Genomic DNA, 20,677 nt, shown 5'->3' on the forward strand with positions numbered 1-20,677 from the left:
TGGGATAGACCTATTTTTCACTAGGGAGAAACCATGAGTTCAGAAGATCAAGCTGCTTCTCAAACAGAACAAACCATTGAAAAGGCTTATGATTCCTCTAGCATCAAGGTATTACGTGGTTTAGACGCAGTACGTAAGCGTCCGGGCATGTACATTGGTGACACAGACGATGGTACAGGCTTGCACCACATGGTGTTCGAAGTAGTCGATAACTCGATTGATGAAGCCTTGGCAGGCCACTGTGATGAAATTATAGTGACTATTCATGAAGATGAATCGGTTTCAGTTTCTGACAACGGTCGTGGTATTCCAACCGATATTCACCCTGAAGAAGGCGTGTCTGCGGCAGAGGTGATTTTGACCATTCTGCATGCCGGCGGTAAGTTTGATGACAACAGTTACAAGGTCTCAGGCGGTCTGCATGGCGTAGGTGTGTCTGTGGTCAACGCACTCTCTGAAAAACTACTGTTGAACATCAGTCGTGCAGGTAAAACCTATGAACAGGAATACCGTCATGGTGATCCTGTTTATAAATTACGTGAAACAGGGACAACCGAAACGTCAGGTACCACTGTACGTTTTTACCCAAGTGCTGAAACTTTTAGCCAAACCATATTCAATGTCGATATTCTGGCGCGTCGTTTGCGTGAACTATCGTTTCTGAACGCAGGTGTACGCATTGTACTTCGCGATGAGCGCGTCAACCTTGAAAATATCTATGACTATGAAGGTGGTTTATCTGAGTTCGTTAAATACATTAACGAAGGCAAAACGCATCTGAACGATATTTTCCATTTCACTACTGCACAGCTCGATACCGGCATTACGGTAGAAGTGGCATTACAGTGGAATGATTCTTATCAGGAAAACGTACGCTGCTTTACCAATAACATCCCGCAAAAGGATGGTGGTACACATTTGGCCGGTTTCCGTGCTGCACTGACCCGTGGTTTAAATAACTATATGGACAGCGAAAATATCCTGAAAAAGGAAAAAGTTGCAGTCTCGGGGGATGATGCCCGTGAAGGTTTAACCGCGATCGTCTCGGTGAAAGTGCCTGATCCAAAATTCTCTTCGCAGACCAAAGAAAAACTGGTGTCGAGTGAAGTAAAAACTGCGGTTGAGCAGGCCATGAACAAGGCATTTTCTGAATATCTTTTAGAAAATCCACAAGCAGCGAAATCGATTGCCGGCAAAATTATTGATGCCGCGCGTGCCCGTGATGCAGCGCGTAAAGCCCGTGAAATGACCCGTCGCAAGAGCGCACTGGATATTGCCGGTCTTCCAGGTAAGCTGGCCGATTGTCAGGAAAAAGATCCAGCCTTGTCTGAACTGTATCTGGTCGAGGGTGACTCTGCGGGTGGATCTGCGAAGCAAGGCCGTAACCGTAAAATGCAGGCGATTTTGCCGCTGAAAGGTAAGATTCTGAACGTAGAGCGTGCGCGTTTCGACCGGATGATTTCCTCTGCGGAAGTCGGCACACTGATTACTGCACTTGGCTGTGGTATTGGTCGTGAAGAATATAACCCGGACAAATTGCGTTACCATAAAATCATTATCATGACCGATGCTGACGTCGATGGTTCGCACATTCGTACGCTGCTGTTGACCTTCTTCTTCCGTCAGATGCCGGAACTGGTCGAGCGTGGTCATATCTATATCGCCCAGCCACCACTCTACAAGCTGAAAAAAGGCAAGCAGGAACAGTACATCAAAGATAACGATGCACTGGAAACTTACCTGATTTCCAATGCCATTGACGAGCTAGAACTGCATATCAGTGCTGAAGCACCTGCGATTCGTGGTGAAGCACTGGCAAGGGTGATTGCCGATTATCAAACCTCACAGAAGAGCTTGGCCCGTTTAACCCAGCGTTATCCGGCGAGCTTGCTCGATGCTTTGCTGTCGCTGGACGCCTTTAAACTCGATCAGCTTGAAGATAAAAGTTATGTCGAAACTTGGGGTGAAAATCTGCGTGCAGCGATTGAAGCCATTCAGCCGACGCTACGTCCAGAATTAACGCTGGAATCTTTTGAGAAAGAACTGGCAGATGGTCAGAAAACTCAAAGCTGGTTACCAAGAATCACCATCTATGTGCATAATCTGCCACATAGTTATCTATTAGACTCTGTGCTTTTAGGTTCAAGTGAATATGCACGTTTATTAAAGAATTCGAAGAGCTGGTTCAGCCTGCTTGAAGAAGGTGCTTATTTGCAAAAAGGTGATCGTAAGATTAACGTGAACAATTTTCATCAGGTTTGGCAGCATATTCTGTCTGACTCGCGTCGCGGCATGATGATCCAGCGTTATAAAGGTCTGGGTGAGATGAATGCGGAACAGTTGTGGGAAACCACCATGGATCCGGATAACCGTAACATGCTGCAAGTGACAGTCACCGATGCGATTGAAGCAGACCGCATGTTCTCTTGTCTGATGGGCGATGATGTGGAACCACGTCGTGCCTTCATTGAAGAGAATGCCTTGAATGCAGACATTGATACCTGATTAAGATGATTTTAAAAAGCGCCTTTCGAGGCGCTTTTTTGATGCAAAATTTATGCGAATATCATCTGAATTATTTTAGAAGCATTCCAACCTAGGTCGTGCTTTTCTGCCAAATGATCAGCTGATTTTAGCTGCAAAAAAAAGTCGAATTAAGCGGTGGCTAATCGACCTAAAAAAATTATCCATAAGTAAGCAATATAAAGACAAGTATGAGATCTGGATGAATGCAATTTATCATGGTGGGGAAGTAATTGTGCCACTATAAATTTGAGGATTTTAGCAGGATTTAAAGGATAACTATCGATACTAGGATCAATTGTACATGTGCTGCAAAATAGCGTATAGAAGCCATTGAAGCCAAAGTTGGTGTATGAAAAATACCCGTAGCGAAGGCCGAATTGAAGAGTGGAGAGCGATAGAGCTGGAAAATAATAAATACAAAATGATAAAGCTGGTTTTTTTAAATTCTATTATTTGAATGGCTTATTAAAATATCCTGCCGTATCTCAAATAATATGTGAATAGGATTATTTTAAGGTCTGCTCTAAATATGATCAAACGTGTGGATAACTACAAAGTTATCCCTAATTAATTATGTGAATAAGATTGTATTTATCCACAAACCAACTCCCTCTCTAGTTAGCTCCTGGTTTTAAATTTAAAAATATTTGGCTTGTGGACAAGTGCTTTTGAATTTAAAATGGCGTTTTGAATTTAAAGTGCTATTTAGAGTTATATTTCCTCTGTTATACAACCCTGCAAAATCAATAGCTACTCGTCAGCATGCTTGAGCAGCTATTTTTATTGAAAACTATAAATACTTTTAAAATTAATTACTTATATATCTATTGTAGTTTTATTTAATAATGAGCGTGAAACATATTTTGATTGAAAAATAGAGGGTGTAGTTAAACTACATAATTAATTTAACAATCAAGTGAATTTTCATTTTTTTAATTTAAAATCATCGTGTTATTACTTTCCTTTCTTAACTCTTTAGATTTGTATCTGCTGGTTAAGGTCTAAATTTCATTTTGACAATCATGCTATGCATGATGTTTAGAAAAAACAGAAAAGGACATCAAAGTTTTGTGAATTGAAAATAGAAAAAATACAATTCATCAAATGCGGTAAAAAACAAAAAAAGCGCCTGACGGCGCTTTCTTATTGCTTAAATTTTTATGGTGTCAGGATAATCTTGCGGCAGTCTTCTTCACGTTTATCGAAAATGCGATAACCTTCAGCAGCATCTTCCAGTTTCATGCGATGGGTAATAATCAGGTCTGGCGAAAGATCACCATTTTCAATATGTTCCAGTAATTGTGGCAGGAACTTGTGCACATGGGTTTGTCCCATTTTAAAGGTCAGACCTTTATCGAAGGCATCACCAAACAGGAAACCGTGAATTGGACCGGCATAAACCCCCGGCACACTGACCACACCGCCACGGCGCACCGCCGCAATACATTGTCTTAGCGCAGAACCACTTGAACCTTCCAGTTTTAGATTGGTCATTACCGTTTCCAGCATACTCCCTTTGGCCTCAAAACCCACCGCATCAATCACCGCATCGACACCACGATAACCTGCCGTATTTTGAATGATGAATTCGGCTGCATCCACGTCATCAAAATTGACCGGAATCGCCCCATAAGTTTGATGAGCAAAACGCAAGCGATAAGGATGGTGATCGACCATAAAGATCTGTTCGGCACCGAGCATACGTGCGCAGGCCGCAGCCAGCAGACCGACTGGCCCAGCTCCATAAATGGCGACACTGGAACCTCGGCCAATCTGGGCATTGGTCACAGCTTGCCAGGCTGTGGGTAAAATATCGGTCAGAAACAATACTTTTTCATCAGGCAGGGAACCGGGAACCTTAAACGGTCCGACATTGCCTTTGGGAATCCGCACATATTCGGCCTGACCGCCTGGCACACCGCCATACAGATGGCTATAACCAAACAGGGCGGCACCTGGTGGAATCTGTTTTTTATTGATAATCGCACCACGTCCGCTATTGGTATTTTCACAGGCAGCCATCAGCTCGTGTTCGCAGAAAAAACAGTGGCCACATGCAATCACAAAGGGAATAATCACCCGATCGCCTTTTTTTACTGAAGTGACTTCAGGACCGACTTCTTCGACCACCCCCATAAATTCATGACCGAAAATATCACCCTGTTCGGTTGCGGGAATTTTCCCACGATAAAGATGCAGGTCTGAGCCACAGATAGCAGTAGCCGTTACTCTGAGAATGACATCATCTGCTTCCTGAATGACTGGATCAGGAACAGATTCAACTCGTACATCGCGAGTACCGTGATAAGTAAGAGCACGCATGCGGATTTCCTCTCTCTAGTTCAACATTAAACAGACTCGAATCAAGGCTGCCGAAAATTAAAAAACACTTGTATTAGAGCCTTAGGATGCAAGCTGACGCTGTAAATTAATGTATGAAAAAAGCCACTCCACTGTTTAAAAAATAAACTTATATGGCACTTGCGTAATTCACGACAAAATGTGTCAAGTTTTGAAGAAGAGATGCAGTACTCAAGAATAGCAAGGAACTACACGGAGATGAAAAGCAGGAGGAAAATATTAAAAATGGGTGGTTTTAATAAAAAAAAGAGATGAATAACGCTTGTTACTCATCTCTCAGATAATGGGGGTGTTGAAATAGTGTTAGAAGGACTGCTCCAGACTTTCCAGTTCCATCATCAGTTCCAGCATCTGTTCCTCGGCTGTTTCCAGTTTGGCTTTCAGCTCGGTTTGCTCATTCATCAGTTTGAGCAAATCATTTTTACGTGAGGCGTCATATAAAGCACTGTCACCCAGTAAAGTTTCAATTTCAGCCAGTCGCGGCGTAACCTTTGCAATCTGTGCTTCACATTTTTCGATATTTTTACGAATCGGGCGGCTCAGTTCTCGTTGGCGTGCCGCTTCCTTACGCTGTGCTTCTTTGTCCAGTTTGGAAATGGTTGCTTTGACTTCGACCTGAGATTTCACCGGCTCGGCTGGCTTCTGCCCGTTTTTGATCATCTCAATGCGGGCCTGACGTAACCAATCGGCATAAGCGGTCAGATCACCGTCAAATTCACAGCATTGACCATTATGTACCAGCAGCAATTCATCACAGACACTGGCAATCAGCTGGCGTTCATGCGACACCAGCACCACAGCACCTTCAAAATCCTGCAAGGCCATGGTCAATGCATGACGCATATCCAGGTCTAAATGGTTGGTCGGTTCATCCAGAATCAACACGTTTGGACGCTGCCAGACAATCAATGCCAGAGCCAGACGGGCACGTTCACCGCCCGAGAAACTTTCACTCGGCGTATCCATGCGTTCGCCGCTAAAACCAAAACTGCCCAGGAAAGAACGCAGGCTGGCTTCACTGATTTTTTTATCGGCAATACGGGCCAGCTGTAACATCGGGCTGGCATTGCCATCCAGTGCATCCATTTGGTGTTGGGCAAAGTAGCCAATATTGAGCAGTTCCGAGTCTTTGCGCAGACCCTGAAGCAATTTTAAATCACCGACCAGCGATTTAATTAGGGTAGATTTACCGGCACCATTCATCCCGAGTAAACCAATCCGGCTGCTTGGCGTGATCTGTAAATTGACATTGGTGACAATCAGCTTGTCACCATAACCAATATCGGCATGTTCCAGTTGCAATAAAGGCGAACTCATTTTGGTCGGTTCACGGAAACTGAAGGTAAATGGTGTATCAACATGGGCAGCAGACAGTTCCTGCATACGCTCCAGCTGTTTGATCCGGCTCTGTGCCTGCTTGGCTTTGGTGGCTTGCGCTTTAAAACGGTCAATATATTTTTGCAGATGTGCGCGGGTTTCCAGCTGCTTTTCATAAGCCTGTTGCTGCTGCGCCAGACGTTCACTGCGGGTACGCTCGAAGGTCGAGTAGTTACCGGTATATAAAATCAGTTCCTGATTTTCAATATGTAAAATATGGTCGGTAATCGCATCGAGAAAATCCCGGTCATGCGAAATCAGCACCAGCGTACCTTCATAGGCTTTCAGCCAGTCTTCGAGCCAGAGAATGGCATCCAGGTCTAAATGGTTGGTCGGTTCATCAAGAAGGAGTAAATCGGAACGGCTCATCAGGGTACGCGCCAGATTCAGGCGCATGCGCCAGCCACCAGAAAAACTGGACACATCCAGTTGGGATTGATGTTCAAAAAAGCCCAGACCGGCCATCAGTTGCGAAGCTTTGGCCGGCGCAGAATAACCTGAAATTTCATCAAAACGGCCATATAAATGCGCCAGTTCTGCATCATCCAGCTGATCTGGCTGCTCCAGTTTCTGCTGAATATCCCAGTATTCTTCATCGCCCGACAAGACGAAATCAATGGCTTTCATATTCAGCGCTTTGATTTCCTGTGCCATATGCGCCACGGTCCATACCGCAGGACGGGTCAACGAACCGGTGTCTGACTCCATGCCGCCCAGTAAGGCTGAAAACAGGGTCGATTTCCCGGCACCATTGACACCGGTTAGGCCAATTTTCCATCCTGGGTGTAACTGCATCGACGCTTTTTGAAATAAAACACGTCCACCGCGACGTATAGATAACTGGTCTAACTGAATCATTGAGAAATCAAAGCTAAGAAATAAGATGCGCCTATTCTAAAGGAAAGCCTTGTGAAAATGAAAAATCTTGCGACTTTTACTGAAATGAGCCAGCTTTTAAATACTGTGAATTTATATATTATGGACGCATAAGTTGAGTATAAGCTCTATTTTCAGCATTAACAGTTGTTTATAGTAGAAGCTGATCGAGCAAAAAATATGATAGAGTAAAATAAAAATGAAAAAGGGATTTTTAGTTTTATCTACACTGGGTCTACTGGCATCGACTTCAAGTCATGCCAAAGTAAATGTCTGTGTTTTTGATTTGCTGGGCAAGTCTGGCGAATCTTTTAAATTAATGGAGGAATGGGCTTTAGCTGCAAAAGCCTGGAATACTGATGTTCAATTGACTGCCTATCAGGACGAAGCCAAAGTGGATCAGGATGCCAAGGCCGGCAAATGCGATGGCTTCTATATGACCTCTATGCGGGCCCGCGCCTATAACAAATTCGCCGGCTCGATTGACGCGATTGGTGGTGTGCCAAATAATGACATTGCCATGAAAGCCATCAGTTATGTACTGGACAAACGCAACAGCAAGCGCCTGATCACCCAGATTGGCAAAGAAAAATTTGAAGTGGCTGGGATCGGGCAGATTGGCCCGGCTTATATTTTTGTCCGTGATCGCGAGCTGAATAAACTGGAACAGGTAAAAGGCAAGAAATTTGCCGTGCTGCATTATGACTATGCCCAGAAAATTATGGTCAACCGGATTGAAGCCGTGCCGGTAATGTCGGAAATTTCCAATTTTATCCGTAAGTTTAATCAGGGCGAAGTTGATATTGTGGCTGCACCGGCTTATGCCTTTAAACCGCTTGAATTAGAAAAAGGTCTGGGCAATAAAGGCGCCATGATTAATTTTCCAGTAATCAATGTCACTGCCGACCTGATCATCCGGCAGGATAAATTTCCTGACTCTTTCGCAGTACAATCCAGAGACTGGTTTGTGAAACAGTTGCCGCGCAGTTTTGCCATGGTGAAACGTATGGAAGCGGAAATTCCCAATAAATATAAGCTGAACTTAAGCCGTGAAGATCGCATTGCCTATCAGAAGATTCTGCGCGAAGGCCGCATCGATTTAACCCGGCAGGGGATTTATGATCCCGGCATGATGACGGTATTGAAGCGTGCCCGCTGTACCGTCGAAAGAACCAATTTTGAGTGTTCAATTAGTGGCGAATAAAATTCAAATGATGTATATCTTTGTAACTCTCACGGATTAAATGTAATGATACGAAACTTCTATTAAATATTAAGAAATTGATATTTAAAAATATTTTATAAAATAATATTTAGAACATACGCTGATTTATCTTTATAGGCCAAAACACGGGTTTTAAATGGAGTAAATGCTCTATTTTTTTTAATTAAACTTGCTTAATATTTGTTCCGTGTACGGACACTCAGCGAATAACAAGATTCCAAAGGATAATACAATGAAAAAAGCACTCTTATCATTGGCTGCACTTTCTACATTTGGTTTTGCCAATGCAGTGCATGCAGAAAAAGTCGATATCTGCGTGTTTGACTTACTGGGTAAATCGGGTGAGTCTTTCCAGATGGCGCAAGAATGGGCACTGGCTGCAAAAGGCTGGGGCGCAGAAATCAATCTGATTGCCCGCCAGGATGAAGCTGTTGCCGACAATGATTTTAAAGCCGGAAAATGTGATGGTGTATTTATGACTGCCATGCGCGCCCGTCAATACAATAAATTTGCCGGTTCTATCGATGCACTGGGCGGTGCACCGAGCAATGCAATTGCACAGCGTGCCATTAGTTTTGCGCTGGACAAACGCAATGCCAGCAAAATGGTGACTAATCTGGGTGGTAAAAAATACGAAATTGCCGGGATTGCACCACTTGGTTCGGCGTTCATCTTTGTCCGTGACAAAAATATTAACTCGATCGAAAAAGCCGCAGGTAAAAAATTCGCGGTATTGGGCTATGACGATGCCCAGAAAATTATGGTGCAGCGTGTTGGTGCACAGGCCGTGATTTCCGATGTATCCAATTTTGTGGCCAAATTTAACAATGGTCAGGTGGATATGGTGGGGGCACCAGCCTATGCTTATAAACCGCTAGAGATTTATAAAGGCCTTAGCAATAACGGCGCGATGTTTAATTTCCCGGTGCTGCATGTGACGTCCGATTTTGTCATTCGCCCGGAAAAATTCCCGGCAGGTTTTGGGCAAAAATCGCGTGACTGGTTTATCAAAAACCTGCCAAAAAGTATGGCCATGATCGGCCGTCTGGAAGCCGGAATTCCGTCGAAATATAAAATGAATCTGAGCGCTGAAGATAGAACCAAGTACCAGAAAATGTTACGTGATGGCCGTATGGACATGACCAAACGCGGAATCTATGATGCTGGCATGATGTCAGTGTTAAAACGCGCGCGCTGTTCTGTCGACAAAGCCAATTTTGAGTGTTCACTTTCGGGTGAGTAATTTGATTTTTAAAGAAAAAGCTTAGCTGAGTCTAAGCTTTTTTTGTAGTTGAACTGAGGCAGATCAGCCATTGTACAGCTGATTAAATAGCTTAAGCTTGATCTAAAGATTGATTTCTTATGATTAATATAAAAACAATTAGATGCGGCTGAAATCGCAATAACAAAAACAAGGTATAAGGACATTAGGATGATGCAAAGAAGATGGAAAATACTGGCATTGGCCGCAGCGACATTTACTGTTTCAGGTCTGGTACAGGCCAAACAGGTGATGTGCGTATTTGATCTGGTGGGCAAAAATGGCGATGTGTATAGCGTCATGAAAGATTATCAGCTGGCAGCGAAAAACTGGGGCGCTGATATCGAGCTTAGAGTGAATACCAATGAAGCCGTGGTTGCAGAAGATTTTAAAGCCGGAAAATGTGACGGGATTAGTGTCACTGGAATGCGCGGACGTCAGTTCAACAGCTTTACCGGCTCACTCGATGCTATCGGGGCGATTCCAGATCTGAATCTGGCCGTTAAAGTGATGCAGGGTCTGGCGAGTCCGACTTTTGCCAAACATATGCTCAATGGCAAATATGAAGTGGTGGGGGTGATTCCTGTCGGTGATGCTTTTCTGTTGGTCAATGACCGTAGTATTAATACCGTGGCCAAAGCCGCAGGTAAAAAAATTGCGGTACTCGACTATGATGAAGCACAAAAAATCATGGTGCAGCAGGTTGGTGCTCAAGCCGTCAGTGCCGATGTCACCAACTTTGGCGCCAAGTTTAACAATGGTCAGGTTGATATCATTGGCGCACCCGCTGCGGTATTTAAGCCGCTAGAATTACACAAAGGCTTAGGTACAAAAGGTGCGATTGTGAATTATCCGGTGTTGCAAGTGACCGGTAATATCATTATCCGTCCCGATAAATTCCCGGCGGGTTATGGTCAAAAATCACGTGAATGGGTGAGAAGCCAGTTGCCGCGCGCTTTTGGTATTCTGGGCAAAATGAAAGCCGATATTCCTGCAAAATACTGGATGGATATTCCGGCTGCAGATAAACCGGGTTATCAGAAAATGATGCGCGATTCCAGAATCGACCTGACCAAACGCGGCGTATATGACAAACGCATGATGAAACTGCTGTGGCAATTCCGTTGTAAACAGAACCCGCAAAACTTCGAATGTGCCTTACAGGATGAGAACTACAAATAATCCTGATAAAATTACTCTGATTTGACTTTTAATCTGTAGAGACTGACCATATATTGAGTGTGTTATACTTCGATATGGTCTTTTTTTTTTAAAGACATTCCATTCAACAGAGGAATCCGCCATGAATGCCCAAGCGCTTGTGCTCACCGACAATGCCGCAAATAAAGTACGCCAGTTGCGTGACAGTGAAGGTAACCAAGACTTAATGCTCCGTGTTTATGTTACCGGTGGCGGCTGTTCAGGTTTCTCTTATGGCTTTAACTTTGCCGAAAGTCAGAATGAAGACGATGCAGAATTTGCCAACGGCGATGTGAAAGTACTGGTCGATTCACTCAGCTATCAATATCTGGTCGGTTCCGTTGTAGATTATTTAGAAGGTCTGGAAGGTTCACGCTTTGTGGTGCAAAACCCGAATGCGACCACCACTTGTGGTTGTGGATCTTCATTCTCGATCTAAACGCGCACAATAAAAAAGTCCTCTTGATGAGGACTTTTTTATATCTGAAGAAAACTTAATTTTCCAGTTTTATCGCTTCCAAGAGGTCAAAAATTACTGATGTGACATCCTGACTCAGCTCACGATTATTAAAAATCTCATAAGCGCTAATGGTAATATCGGTATCACTTGGCAACAGGCGCTGCTCTTCTTCGATCAGGTCATTGATCGGCAAGAGGGTCTGTTTGATTTCCAGATGTAAAATATCTTTATATTCCAGATTCTCATCGTCCAGTTCAATCAGCTGTTCATTGAAATAAGGCAATAAAATCGCATGAAGATGTGGCTGAATATCCTCAATATCAAAGATCTCGATATCACGCGTTTCATCAATCGTACTAATGTGGTCATTTACTTCAATTAAAATATGGTAGTAACTCACATGAATCTCCAAAGATGGCCTGAACAATGTAGCCGTTCACAATAACATGAAATCCGAATAGAGTGTTTTTTATAACACTTATACACTTAAATTAATTAAGGAATTCAGGCTGATCACTTAACGGTGATACAGCAAAGTCTTGTCGGCAGGTCGCAACTGAAAGTGTTGTAAATTCTGTTTTCCCAGTACCGGATACATCAGCGCCTCTGGATCATCATGATGATACAGGCCCAAAGCATGCCCCAGTTCATGAGCCAGTGTCAGACGCAGATCATCTTCTGCATCAAACTGATATACATGAATCTGATGACCCATAAATACCCCTTTATGAAATTCACGGGCAGGAAAACGTTGCTGGGCCTGAATGATATTCTGTTGATGATTTTCAAGACTATGTTGATGCAGCGAAACATTCAGATTAAAAGAACTTTGCTGTTGCTGAAGATACTCGGCTTCCCGTTTAAAATTTTCCGATTTGCCCTGTAAAGCCTGAAACTCATATTCTAATTGTTCGTGCTCATAGGCAGATAAATTTGGCTGATGCCGTCGTTGCTGTAGCTTCTGAAATTCATAATTAATCTGATCTCTTTGCTGGATCAAGCGTTGTTGTTGACTTTCCAGATGTTGATAAGATGCTTCCAGATTTTTGACCTGACGTTGATACTGGGTATCATCTGCCAGCAACTGTTTTTCGACTTTCTTTAAGGCATTATATTCCTGTTGCCGTTGATCATAGATCAGATGAATACTCAGCTGGGCATTTTCATCATAGAGCAGCAGATCATCGCGATGGGTGCCCTGATGCCAGATCTCGACGGCTTCTTTGCTCAGTTGAATCACTTGCTCTTTACTCAGCCCAAAGCCTGCATCTACCTGATCGACCTTAAAGCGTAAACGTGTGTCAAAAGGATGACTGAGCCGGTCTGCAAGCGAGTTGTAGCGCAGTTGTGGATGAGCTTTGGTCTGCATATGCATAGAGGCAGACAGGATTAACCCAACGATGACCAGACAAAATAGAAGGCGCATATTGCTATTGAGATGCTTATTTTTAAAAAATATAGCTTAATTTTAAGGCATTTCCCATGCTTATTTGCCTTCCTGCTCAGCTTTTGGATAAAGTCCTAATTCGGCCAAGGTTTGCTGTAAAATGTCCAGGCGAATCGCCGGATCCATATGACTGTGCATCTGCATATTCAGGGAAAAGGCCACGATGTCAGCCTGTGGTGTTTCGATCCAGCCCGTGCGTCAGCCAACTTGCGCTTCCAGCTCCATACCCCGGCCGGATTTGGCATACAGTCGACAAGTGTGGCGTTCCTGTAGCAATAACATGGCTTTAACCCATTGCTGAAAGGCCGCAAAATCAGAATTTTCAGGGTTGATGGTCGTTTCATGTTGGATTTAGCTTAAACAGCTTTACTTGAACATACGATCCATTTTTAGTCATTTTACCTTCATGCTTTAAAATTTGGACATAAAAAAACCGCGCTATTGCGCGGTTTTTCAGTTAAAGCGACAAATTATTTTTTGTCATCTTTTACTTCAGTGAACTCAGCATCTACAACGCCGTCGTCCGCTTTTTGCTGTTGTTGACCAGCGTCACCACCGAATGCGTTCGGATCAAACCCTTGCGCACCGCCTTGGCCTTGAGCTGCTTCATAGGCACGCTGAGTGATCGGCATGATGATGTTTTGCAACGCTTCAGTTTTCGCTTTGATTTCTTCAACATCATTTTCTTTAGTTGATGCTTCAAGCTCAGAAACCGCAGTTTCAATTGCAGTTTTTTCGTCTGCAGTCACTTGCTCGCCCAAATCTTTCACTGCTTTTTGAGCAGAAGAAACTAACGCATCCGCTTCGTTACGTGCTTTCGCTAATTCTTCGAATTTGCGATCTTCTTCAGCATTCGCTTCAGCATCACGGATCATTGCTTCGATTTCAGCATCAGACAAACCTGAGTTTGCTTTAATCTGGATCGATTGCTCTTTACCCGTGCTCTTGTCTTTTGCAGATACTTTCAAGATACCATCAGCGTTGATATCGAAAGATACTTCAATTTGTGGCACACCACGTGGAGCCGGTGGGATATCGCCCAATTGGAAGTTACCCAACAATTTGTTTTGCTGCGCCATTTTACGTTCACCCTGGAACACAGAAATGTCTACAGCAGGCTGGTTGTCAGCAGCAGTCGAGAACACTTGAGATTTCTTCGCAGGAATCGTGGTGTTTTTCTCGATGATTGCTGTTAACACGCCACCCATGGTTTCGATACCAAGTGTCAGCGGAGTAACGTCAAGTAGAAGTACGTCAGTTTTGTCACCTGAAAGTACCGCACCTTGAATCGCAGCACCCATTGCAACTGCTTCATCAGGGTTTACGTCTTTACGTGGCTCTTTACCGAAGAATTCTTGAACCTTCTGTTGAACCATTGGCATACGTGATTGACCACCCACCAAAATCACGTCAGAGATGTCTGAAGTTGAAAGACCAGCATCTTTAAGTGCAATCTTACATGGCTCAATGGTACGCGCAACCAAGTCAGCAACTAAACCTTCAAGTTTCGCACGTGTTACGTTGATCACCAAGTGTTTAGGACCAGTCGCATCAGCAGTGATGTATGGTAGGTTAATTTCAGTTGCATTCGAAGAAGAAAGCTCGATTTTTGCTTTTTCAGCAGCTTCTTTTAAACGTTGCAGCGCAAGCGGATCTTGTTTCAAGTTGAAGTTTTGTTCTTTCTTGAACTCTTCAACCAGGAATTCGATCAATGCGTTATCGAAGTCTTCACCACCCAGGAATGTATCACCGTTAGTAGACAACACTTCGATTTGCTGGTCGCCATCAAGATCCGCAATTTCAATGATTGAAACGTCGAATGTACCACCACCCAAGTCATAAACCGCGATTTTACGGTCGCCTTCTTTCTTGTCCATACCGAACGCAAGTGCAGCAGCCGTTGGTTCGTTGATGATACGTTTCACTTCTAAACCTGCAATTTTACCTGCATCTTTCGTTGCTTGACGCTGGGCATCGTTGAAGTAAGCAGGAACGGTAATGACCGCTTCAGTTACTGTTTCACCCAGGTAATCTTCCGCTGTTTTTTTCATCTTTTTCAAGATTTCAGCAGAGATTTGCTGTGGCGCAAGTTTCTTGTCGTTGACATCAACCCAAGCATCACCGTTGTCAGCTTTGATGATTTTGTACGGTACCAGACCGATATCTTTTTGTACCGCTTGGTCTTCATAACGACGACCGATCAAACGTTTGATCGCGAACAAGGTATTTTTCGGATTCGTTACCGCTTGACGCTTTGCCGATTGACCTACCAGAATTTCGCCATCTTTATAGGCAATAATTGATGGCGTTGTACGCGCGCCTTCAGCGTTTTCGATTACTTTAACTTTGTCGCCTTCAAGTACTGCAACACATGAGTTTGTAGTACCTAAGTCAATACCAATGATTTTAGCCATTTGGATGTTTCCTCAAAAATTTTTTTATTCCCAAACTTTTCCCTTTATCAAAGGGAAATTAAAAGGGATTTACTTGTTATCCGATATGAGAGCCGTTCGATTTTTTTCAAGTAAAATTGTTGAAAAAATTTCACAAACTCCCGAATTTATTTGGCTTAAGCGCCAACCATGACCATCGCCGGACGCAACAGGCGATTATTCAGCGTGTAGCCTTTTTGCAAAACAGTGCCAATTTCATTGGCTTTGGCATTTGGATCAATCCCAACTGCCTGATGCAGATCAGCATTAAAGCCGTTACTGGTGTCTACCACCACGACTCCAAATTTCTCTAAGGTATTCAATAAAGATTTAAGTGTCAGTTCAACGCCTTCCAGCAGTGGAGTTTTCTCTTCACCTGCGGCAACAATGGCGCGCTCGAGATTGTCGACGGTTTCTAAAAGTTCTTTAGAGAACTTTTCTAAAACGGTATCTTTATGCTTTTCAGATTCACGCTGAATACGTTCCACACTTTTTTGTGCTTCGTAGACTGCATTGGCCGTACGTGCTTTTTCTAACTTTAAGTCACCTTCAAGCTGCGCAATCTGCTCTTGTAAAGACTCAACGGAAACTTCTGCCTGCTCGGTTTCAGCTTGAGTTTGCGCTGTATCTTGTTCCGCTTGCTCTTGCTCAAATTTTTGAGCTTGCTCGTTTTGCTCAGTCGCCATTGATTTACTCCGTTTAAATGGGTTCTTAAACATGTACAGTCCTCAGGCCTCAGTATTCACTGCGTTAATGCTGAACTGCCATGGTTGAAGTTCTTGATTACCTAAAGAAATCGGGGCAGGGTGTAAAAATTCAAGCGTCAGTCAAGATTAAATTTAAGATTTATACAAAATTCTGAATAAAACAGCGAGCAGATGGCAGGCTTTTACCGCGATATAGGCGGAGATAAATTGAAGTAAATGATCAAGGAGTCATCTGATCATTGTTGTATACGTCGCTGAATAGACAGTCTGAGCTTTAAAATAAAACATGAATTATTTGAAAATAAATATAAAAAATTGATAATCGTATTTTTAAATAAATTTAATAATTTTAATCTGTTTTAAATATTAGTAAAAAAATTGCATGATACTGACATAGACAGCGACCTTGTTCAGAGGAGAGAGCCGAACTCGGTTGCTGTTGCCTTATTTCAAGTTACTTTTTTTAAGCTGAGTTCCCCCAAGACTTGGCTTTTTTTTGCCTGATTATTTATTAGACATAAAAGCGATTAATATCTAAGCAATAAAGTATTTCTCAATAGATGAACTTTTGATTAATATTTATTCCAGATTCTATCGCTGTAGTTTCTTCTTATTTTGAAATGTGTTTTCGTGGCTTATCTTTTTCTCTAAGATAGGCCTTTTTTTTGCTAAAATTGAGCATTCTTGATCTGATCAAGATAAAAATGATGGCTTGGCGGCTTAGTCCGGCCTTCATGCAAAAATACTGCTTTTATCCAATCAGCTTGAGATAAAATTTTCCATTAAAAAAGCCTGCTACAGGCTTTTTTAACAAAGAGTGAAATCAAAGTATTAATCACGGCGATCGCGTGGACGCTGTTGTTGCTGTTGACGTCGATTATCGCTCCAGCGTGGGTTAGATGAACGGTTTTGCTGGGCTTTTTTGGCACGTTGATCGGTGATCCGTTTACGATCCTGCTCCAGGCGGCGTTTATTACGTTCTGTTTCAGCCTGTTTTTGCCGTTGGCTCATCATGTTTTTACGCTGCTGTTCCTGGCGTTGTCGTTCCAGCTGGCTTTTACGTCGGTCCTGTTCTAACTGTCTTTTACGGTCCTGTTCCCAGTTACGACGCTGCACTTCCTGTTTACGTCGATCCAGTTCAATACTTTTACGTTGCTGTTCATATTCCCAGCGTTGCCGATCATAACGACGCTGTTGCTCATAACGACGATCCTGTTCATAGCGGCGATCAGAACGCTGATCATAACGGCCATCGTAGTAGCCACCATCTTCAGGGAAAGCAACACAGCCTACAGCCAAAAATGCAGTCGCCAGAGACAGAGCTATAATTTTGCCAGCCATAGGCATTCTCCCAACTTGAAATAAAAAATATACTGAAGCTCGCAAAACTACGTCAAAAATACCATTTAAATGGTCAATGACATCTTTTATAAATCAGGTTAACGTATTGGATAAAACTATATGTACGTAGATATTAAGACTTATATAAGAATATGGTCACTGAAACGCTAATCGTGTAGAAACTATGAAGAATTAAGAGAATAAGGACTAAAAATAATGACTGTGAATCATCCAGTACTGAAAAGTGTAATCGAAAAAGGGCAAGGCACAGCAGCGCGTATGCTGGATCGCTTACCTGGTATTGCACAAGACGCATTGGTTAAGGCTTTGGACTATCCTCATCACTATCCTGATTTAGACCCCATGGTCAAATGCCTGATGGCGATTCAGCTTAAACAGGGGCATGGCAGCTTTCTGAGTGAAGATGTCGCACAGGCACGGGTGGCGTTTGATGCGCGCATGAAAACAATTCAGGCCAGACCGACTGCTGTGAAAATGGTAGAAGAGCTGCGTCTGCCTTTGCAAAGTGGCAGCATCTTTGCCCGGCATTATCATCCTGCACCGCAAAAGAAGTTGCCTATGGTGATTTTTTATCATGGTGGTGCATTTATGGTGGGTGGTCTGGACAGCCATGATGAGTTCTGTCGCCTTCTGGCAGTGCATGCCAAAGTACAGGTGCTGAGTGTGGCTTATCCGCTGACACCGGAATTTAGTCCCTTGCAGATGGTACAGGTCTGTGAAGATGCCCTCGCCTGGGCACATCAGCATAGTAAACAGCTGAAAGTGTATAAAAACCGGATTGCGGTGGCGGGAGACAGTGCAGGTGGAAATCTGGCGGCAGTGGTGACGCAGCGTAGTGCAGGCAAATCTTATGCAGCACGTGCCCAGCTCTTGCTTTATCCGGCGGTTGATTTTAAAAGCCGCCATCCCTCTTTTTATGCTTATAAAGACGGCTTGGTATTGTCAGATCAGGATATTGATCTGGTGACCTTGATGTATGCCCAAACCCACCAGATTGAACTGGATGATCCATTGGTTTCTCCCACCTATGGTCAATTGAAAAACTTGCCGCCTGCTTATGTGATTACCGCACAACATGATGTTTTGCATGATGAAGGTTCTATTTATGCACATAAATTACGTCAAAATGGGGTAAGTGTTTCTTATCATGACTATATCGATCAGGCCCATGGTTTTATCAATTTAACCCCGATTTCCCGCCGTGCTAAAAAATATGTAATCGAGATCAGCAAGGATTTTCGCAAATTTTGGGATAAACATAGTTAAATCCAAAACGTGCATACAAAAAGGTGTTTCTCATGGAAATGCCTTTTTTATACCTGGCTTGATATAAGTTGTTATGGCTTGGTCGCAATCTTTGCTTCAGGGAAGATCAGATTAAACTTGGGGACATAAAAGCTCTGTAGCAACTTGGCTTTAGAAAAATCTGGAAATATATTATTGATATTTTGCCATTCCACTTGGGACAGCTTGGAAAGATGGCCACGGAATTGTGGGCTGAACTGAAAACGCTGGCCTTTCCAGGCTTGCTGAATTTTGAGCATAGAGGCTGGAATATGATGACTATTAATATAGAACTTGCGCGCAGATTTGGTTTTTTTGAGTCGAATCGTCATACGCTGGTTTTGATGCTGAATATGACACAATATTTCCTGATTTTTTTCCTGCCATTCAAATTCTGCATGTTCTTTGGGAATACCCCATAAATGCTGGCCGTGTATGACAGATTCATGAGTAGACACATAAATTTTAGGAATCGAGCTGAAGCGTCGTTTACTAATTAAAGGATGATCCAGAATCAGTAACTCATCATAAGGACCAATGGGTGAAGAATGATAACGCACCAATAACACTTGTACCACGCGACCCAGTGGGGAAGGGGCAATACGGAACTGCTTGGCTTGCTGAATAAAGCCGGGTGTTAGCCAGTAATTCAAAATAAAACCTTCGCCCTGTAAATGCCAAGGCGGAAACTGGTGGATATTTTGCTCCTGTAATAATGCATGGCTCATTCTTATTCTCTTGTCTTTAGTCGGCAGGCAACTGCATTATGAGTTATAAAAGATTAATATACAGTCATTCACAACCATTACTTCTAAGTAGATGAGTTAAAAAATGTTAAAGAAATCATTATATGCGATCGCCCTTACTGCCATCAGTCTGCCAGGTTTTGCTGCCAATACCCTTATTGAGATGAAAACTTCATCGGGAAATATTGAAATTGAGCTCTTTAATGATCAAGCCCCGATCTCGGCAAAAAACTTTGAAAACTATGTAAAGAGCAACTTCTATAAGGACACTATCTTTCACCGGGTCATTCCCGGCTTTATGGTGCAGGGTGGGGGCTTTGATAGCAACATGCAGGAAAAGGCCAATACCCAAGCTCCAATTAAAAATGAATCATCGAATGGTCTGCAAAATAAACGCGGTACTTTAGCGATGGCGCGTACCAATCAGCCGGATTCTGCACGAGCACAATTCTTTGTAAATCTGGTCGATAACGATTTTCTGGATCGTTCTGCCCGAAATGCAGGCTATGCGGTCTTCGGTAAGGTCACTAAAGGTATGGATATTGTCGAGCAGATTGCCAAAGTACCGACTCGAAACTATGGAATGCATCAAAATGTGCCGGTGAAGCCTGTAAAGATCAACAGTGTGAACATTAAAGCGCCAGTTGTGAAAAACTAGGTACAGAATAAAACAGAAATATTTAATTCATATTTCTGTTTTAAAAATATGTAGTTATGTGATTTTTTGTATAAATACGAACCAAATTGGTGCATAAAAATAAAACAGTCGTGATTCCTGTGAGTTAAAAGCGCTTGCACCTGTAGGAAATTGCCCTATAATGAGCCCATACCGACGAGATAGACGGAAACGAACGAAGCAAATTGCTGAGTTGTTAAGTTTGTCGAAGTCCAGCTTCTAGCACTGACGAGGTGTTAGAAAGATCATTAAGAGATTATGAAGAACAACTTGTGTGGATTTTTACTGGTTGATTGATCGAAATTATTTTCATTGATTGATGGTAGAAATTACTCGAAGTTTATTTGAGAAATATTTGTCAGAAAATTGATGAGCCAAGATTGGTACCCTTTAAAGGTACTATTGATTTTAAACTGAAGAGTTTGATCATGGCTCAGATTGAACGCTGGCGGCAGGCTTAACACATGCAAGTCGAGCGGGGAAGGGTAGCTTGCTACCTTACCTAGCGGCGGACGGGTGAGTAATGCTTAGGAATCTGCCTATTAGTGGGGGACAACATCTCGAAAGGGATGCTAATACCGCATACGTCCTACGGGAGAAAGCAGGGGACCTTCGGACCTTGCGCTAATAGATGAGCCTAAGTCGGATTAGCTAGTTGGTGGGGTAAAGGCCTACCAAGGCGACGATCTGTAGCGGGTCTGAGAGGATGATCCGCCACACTGGGACTGAGACACGGC

15 protein-coding genes, 1 rRNA gene and 1 pseudogene are annotated in these 20,677 nt (G+C 43.1%); 8 read left to right on the forward strand and 9 right to left on the reverse strand.

Annotated elements, in window-relative coordinates; all coding sequences use genetic code 11:
* The first annotated feature begins 33 nt into the window (after positions 1 to 33).
* Positions 34 to 2,505, forward strand: coding sequence for a DNA topoisomerase (ATP-hydrolyzing) subunit B (gene gyrB, locus FTU95_RS13230; RefSeq protein ID WP_100329864.1), 2,472 nt, complete (start codon positions 34 to 36; stop codon positions 2,503 to 2,505).
* 1,179 nt (positions 2,506 to 3,684) lie between these two features.
* On the opposite strand, the gene FTU95_RS13235 is transcribed toward gyrB, so the two are convergent.
* The gene (locus FTU95_RS13235; protein ID WP_005173519.1) at positions 3,685 to 4,848 is read right to left on the reverse strand and encodes a zinc-dependent alcohol dehydrogenase; all 1,164 of its coding nucleotides are present in this window, start codon (positions 4,846 to 4,848) and stop codon (positions 3,685 to 3,687) included.
* Between the two features lie 342 nt (positions 4,849 to 5,190).
* Complete coding sequence (locus FTU95_RS13240; protein WP_180078742.1) at positions 5,191 to 7,122, reverse strand: ATP-binding cassette domain-containing protein; 1,932 nt, start codon at positions 7,120 to 7,122, stop codon at positions 5,191 to 5,193.
* 217 nt (positions 7,123 to 7,339) lie between these two features.
* Between FTU95_RS13240 and FTU95_RS13245 the strand changes: the two genes are divergently transcribed.
* From FTU95_RS13245 to erpA, 4 genes are all read left to right on the forward strand, one after another.
* Positions 7,340 to 8,344, forward strand: coding sequence for a putative solute-binding protein (locus FTU95_RS13245; protein WP_180078745.1), 1,005 nt, complete (start codon positions 7,340 to 7,342; stop codon positions 8,342 to 8,344).
* Positions 8,345 to 8,597: 253 nt separating this feature from the next.
* Positions 8,598 to 9,608, forward strand: a complete 1,011-nt coding sequence (locus FTU95_RS13250; protein ID WP_159138959.1) for a putative solute-binding protein — start codon at positions 8,598 to 8,600, stop codon at positions 9,606 to 9,608.
* A 192-nt stretch (positions 9,609 to 9,800) separates the two neighbouring features.
* Positions 9,801 to 10,808 (forward strand): putative solute-binding protein, encoded by a 1,008-nt coding sequence (locus FTU95_RS13255; RefSeq protein WP_074384156.1) that lies wholly within the window; start codon positions 9,801 to 9,803, stop codon positions 10,806 to 10,808.
* 121 nt (positions 10,809 to 10,929) lie between these two features.
* Positions 10,930 to 11,265, forward strand: a complete 336-nt coding sequence (gene erpA, locus FTU95_RS13260; RefSeq protein WP_004281944.1) for an iron-sulfur cluster insertion protein ErpA — start codon at positions 10,930 to 10,932, stop codon at positions 11,263 to 11,265.
* Between the two features lie 55 nt (positions 11,266 to 11,320).
* Here erpA and FTU95_RS13265 read toward each other — a convergent pair whose 3' ends face one another.
* The 6 genes and pseudogenes from FTU95_RS13265 to FTU95_RS13290 all read right to left on the reverse strand — a co-directional run bounded on the left by FTU95_RS13265 (position 11,321) and on the right by FTU95_RS13290 (position 17,213).
* The gene (locus FTU95_RS13265) at positions 11,321 to 11,698 is read right to left on the reverse strand and encodes a hypothetical protein (RefSeq protein WP_180078747.1); all 378 of its coding nucleotides are present in this window, start codon (positions 11,696 to 11,698) and stop codon (positions 11,321 to 11,323) included.
* Positions 11,699 to 11,803: 105 nt separating this feature from the next.
* The gene (locus FTU95_RS13270; RefSeq protein ID WP_180078749.1) at positions 11,804 to 12,712 is read right to left on the reverse strand and encodes a matrixin family metalloprotease; all 909 of its coding nucleotides are present in this window, start codon (positions 12,710 to 12,712) and stop codon (positions 11,804 to 11,806) included.
* Positions 12,713 to 12,772: 60 nt separating this feature from the next.
* Positions 12,773 to 13,033: pseudogene (locus tag FTU95_RS13275) on the reverse strand (hypothetical protein); the annotation flags it as partial.
* 170 nt (positions 13,034 to 13,203) lie between these two features.
* On the reverse strand, positions 13,204 to 15,147 hold the full coding sequence (gene dnaK, locus FTU95_RS13280) for a molecular chaperone DnaK (RefSeq protein WP_074383783.1): 1,944 nt from the start codon (positions 15,145 to 15,147) through the stop codon (positions 13,204 to 13,206).
* 155 nt (positions 15,148 to 15,302) lie between these two features.
* The gene (grpE, locus tag FTU95_RS13285) at positions 15,303 to 15,851 is read right to left on the reverse strand and encodes a nucleotide exchange factor GrpE (RefSeq protein ID WP_005173545.1); all 549 of its coding nucleotides are present in this window, start codon (positions 15,849 to 15,851) and stop codon (positions 15,303 to 15,305) included.
* Positions 15,852 to 16,703: 852 nt separating this feature from the next.
* Positions 16,704 to 17,213 (reverse strand): hypothetical protein, encoded by a 510-nt coding sequence (locus FTU95_RS13290; protein ID WP_180051076.1) that lies wholly within the window; start codon positions 17,211 to 17,213, stop codon positions 16,704 to 16,706.
* Between the two features lie 216 nt (positions 17,214 to 17,429).
* Here FTU95_RS13290 and FTU95_RS13295 point away from each other — a divergent pair, with 216 nt between their 5' ends.
* Entirely contained in the window at positions 17,430 to 18,500 is a 1,071-nt protein-coding gene (locus tag FTU95_RS13295) for an alpha/beta hydrolase (RefSeq protein ID WP_180078751.1), read from the forward strand.
* A 71-nt stretch (positions 18,501 to 18,571) separates the two neighbouring features.
* Here the strand turns inward: FTU95_RS13295 and FTU95_RS13300 are convergent, their stop codons facing one another.
* A complete protein-coding gene (locus tag FTU95_RS13300) occupies positions 18,572 to 19,246 on the reverse strand; it encodes an acetoacetate decarboxylase family protein (RefSeq protein WP_180078753.1) in 675 nt (224 codons plus the stop codon).
* 103 nt (positions 19,247 to 19,349) lie between these two features.
* Between FTU95_RS13300 and FTU95_RS13305 the strand changes: the two genes are divergently transcribed.
* The gene (locus FTU95_RS13305; RefSeq protein ID WP_180078755.1) at positions 19,350 to 19,922 is read left to right on the forward strand and encodes a peptidylprolyl isomerase; all 573 of its coding nucleotides are present in this window, start codon (positions 19,350 to 19,352) and stop codon (positions 19,920 to 19,922) included.
* A gap of 428 nt (positions 19,923 to 20,350) precedes the next feature.
* Positions 20,351 to 20,677, forward strand: a 16S ribosomal RNA gene (locus FTU95_RS13310); the annotation flags it as partial.

Source organism: Acinetobacter sp. YH12208, assembly GCF_013418055.1.
Lineage (GTDB): Bacteria > Pseudomonadota > Gammaproteobacteria > Pseudomonadales > Moraxellaceae > Acinetobacter > Acinetobacter pseudolwoffii.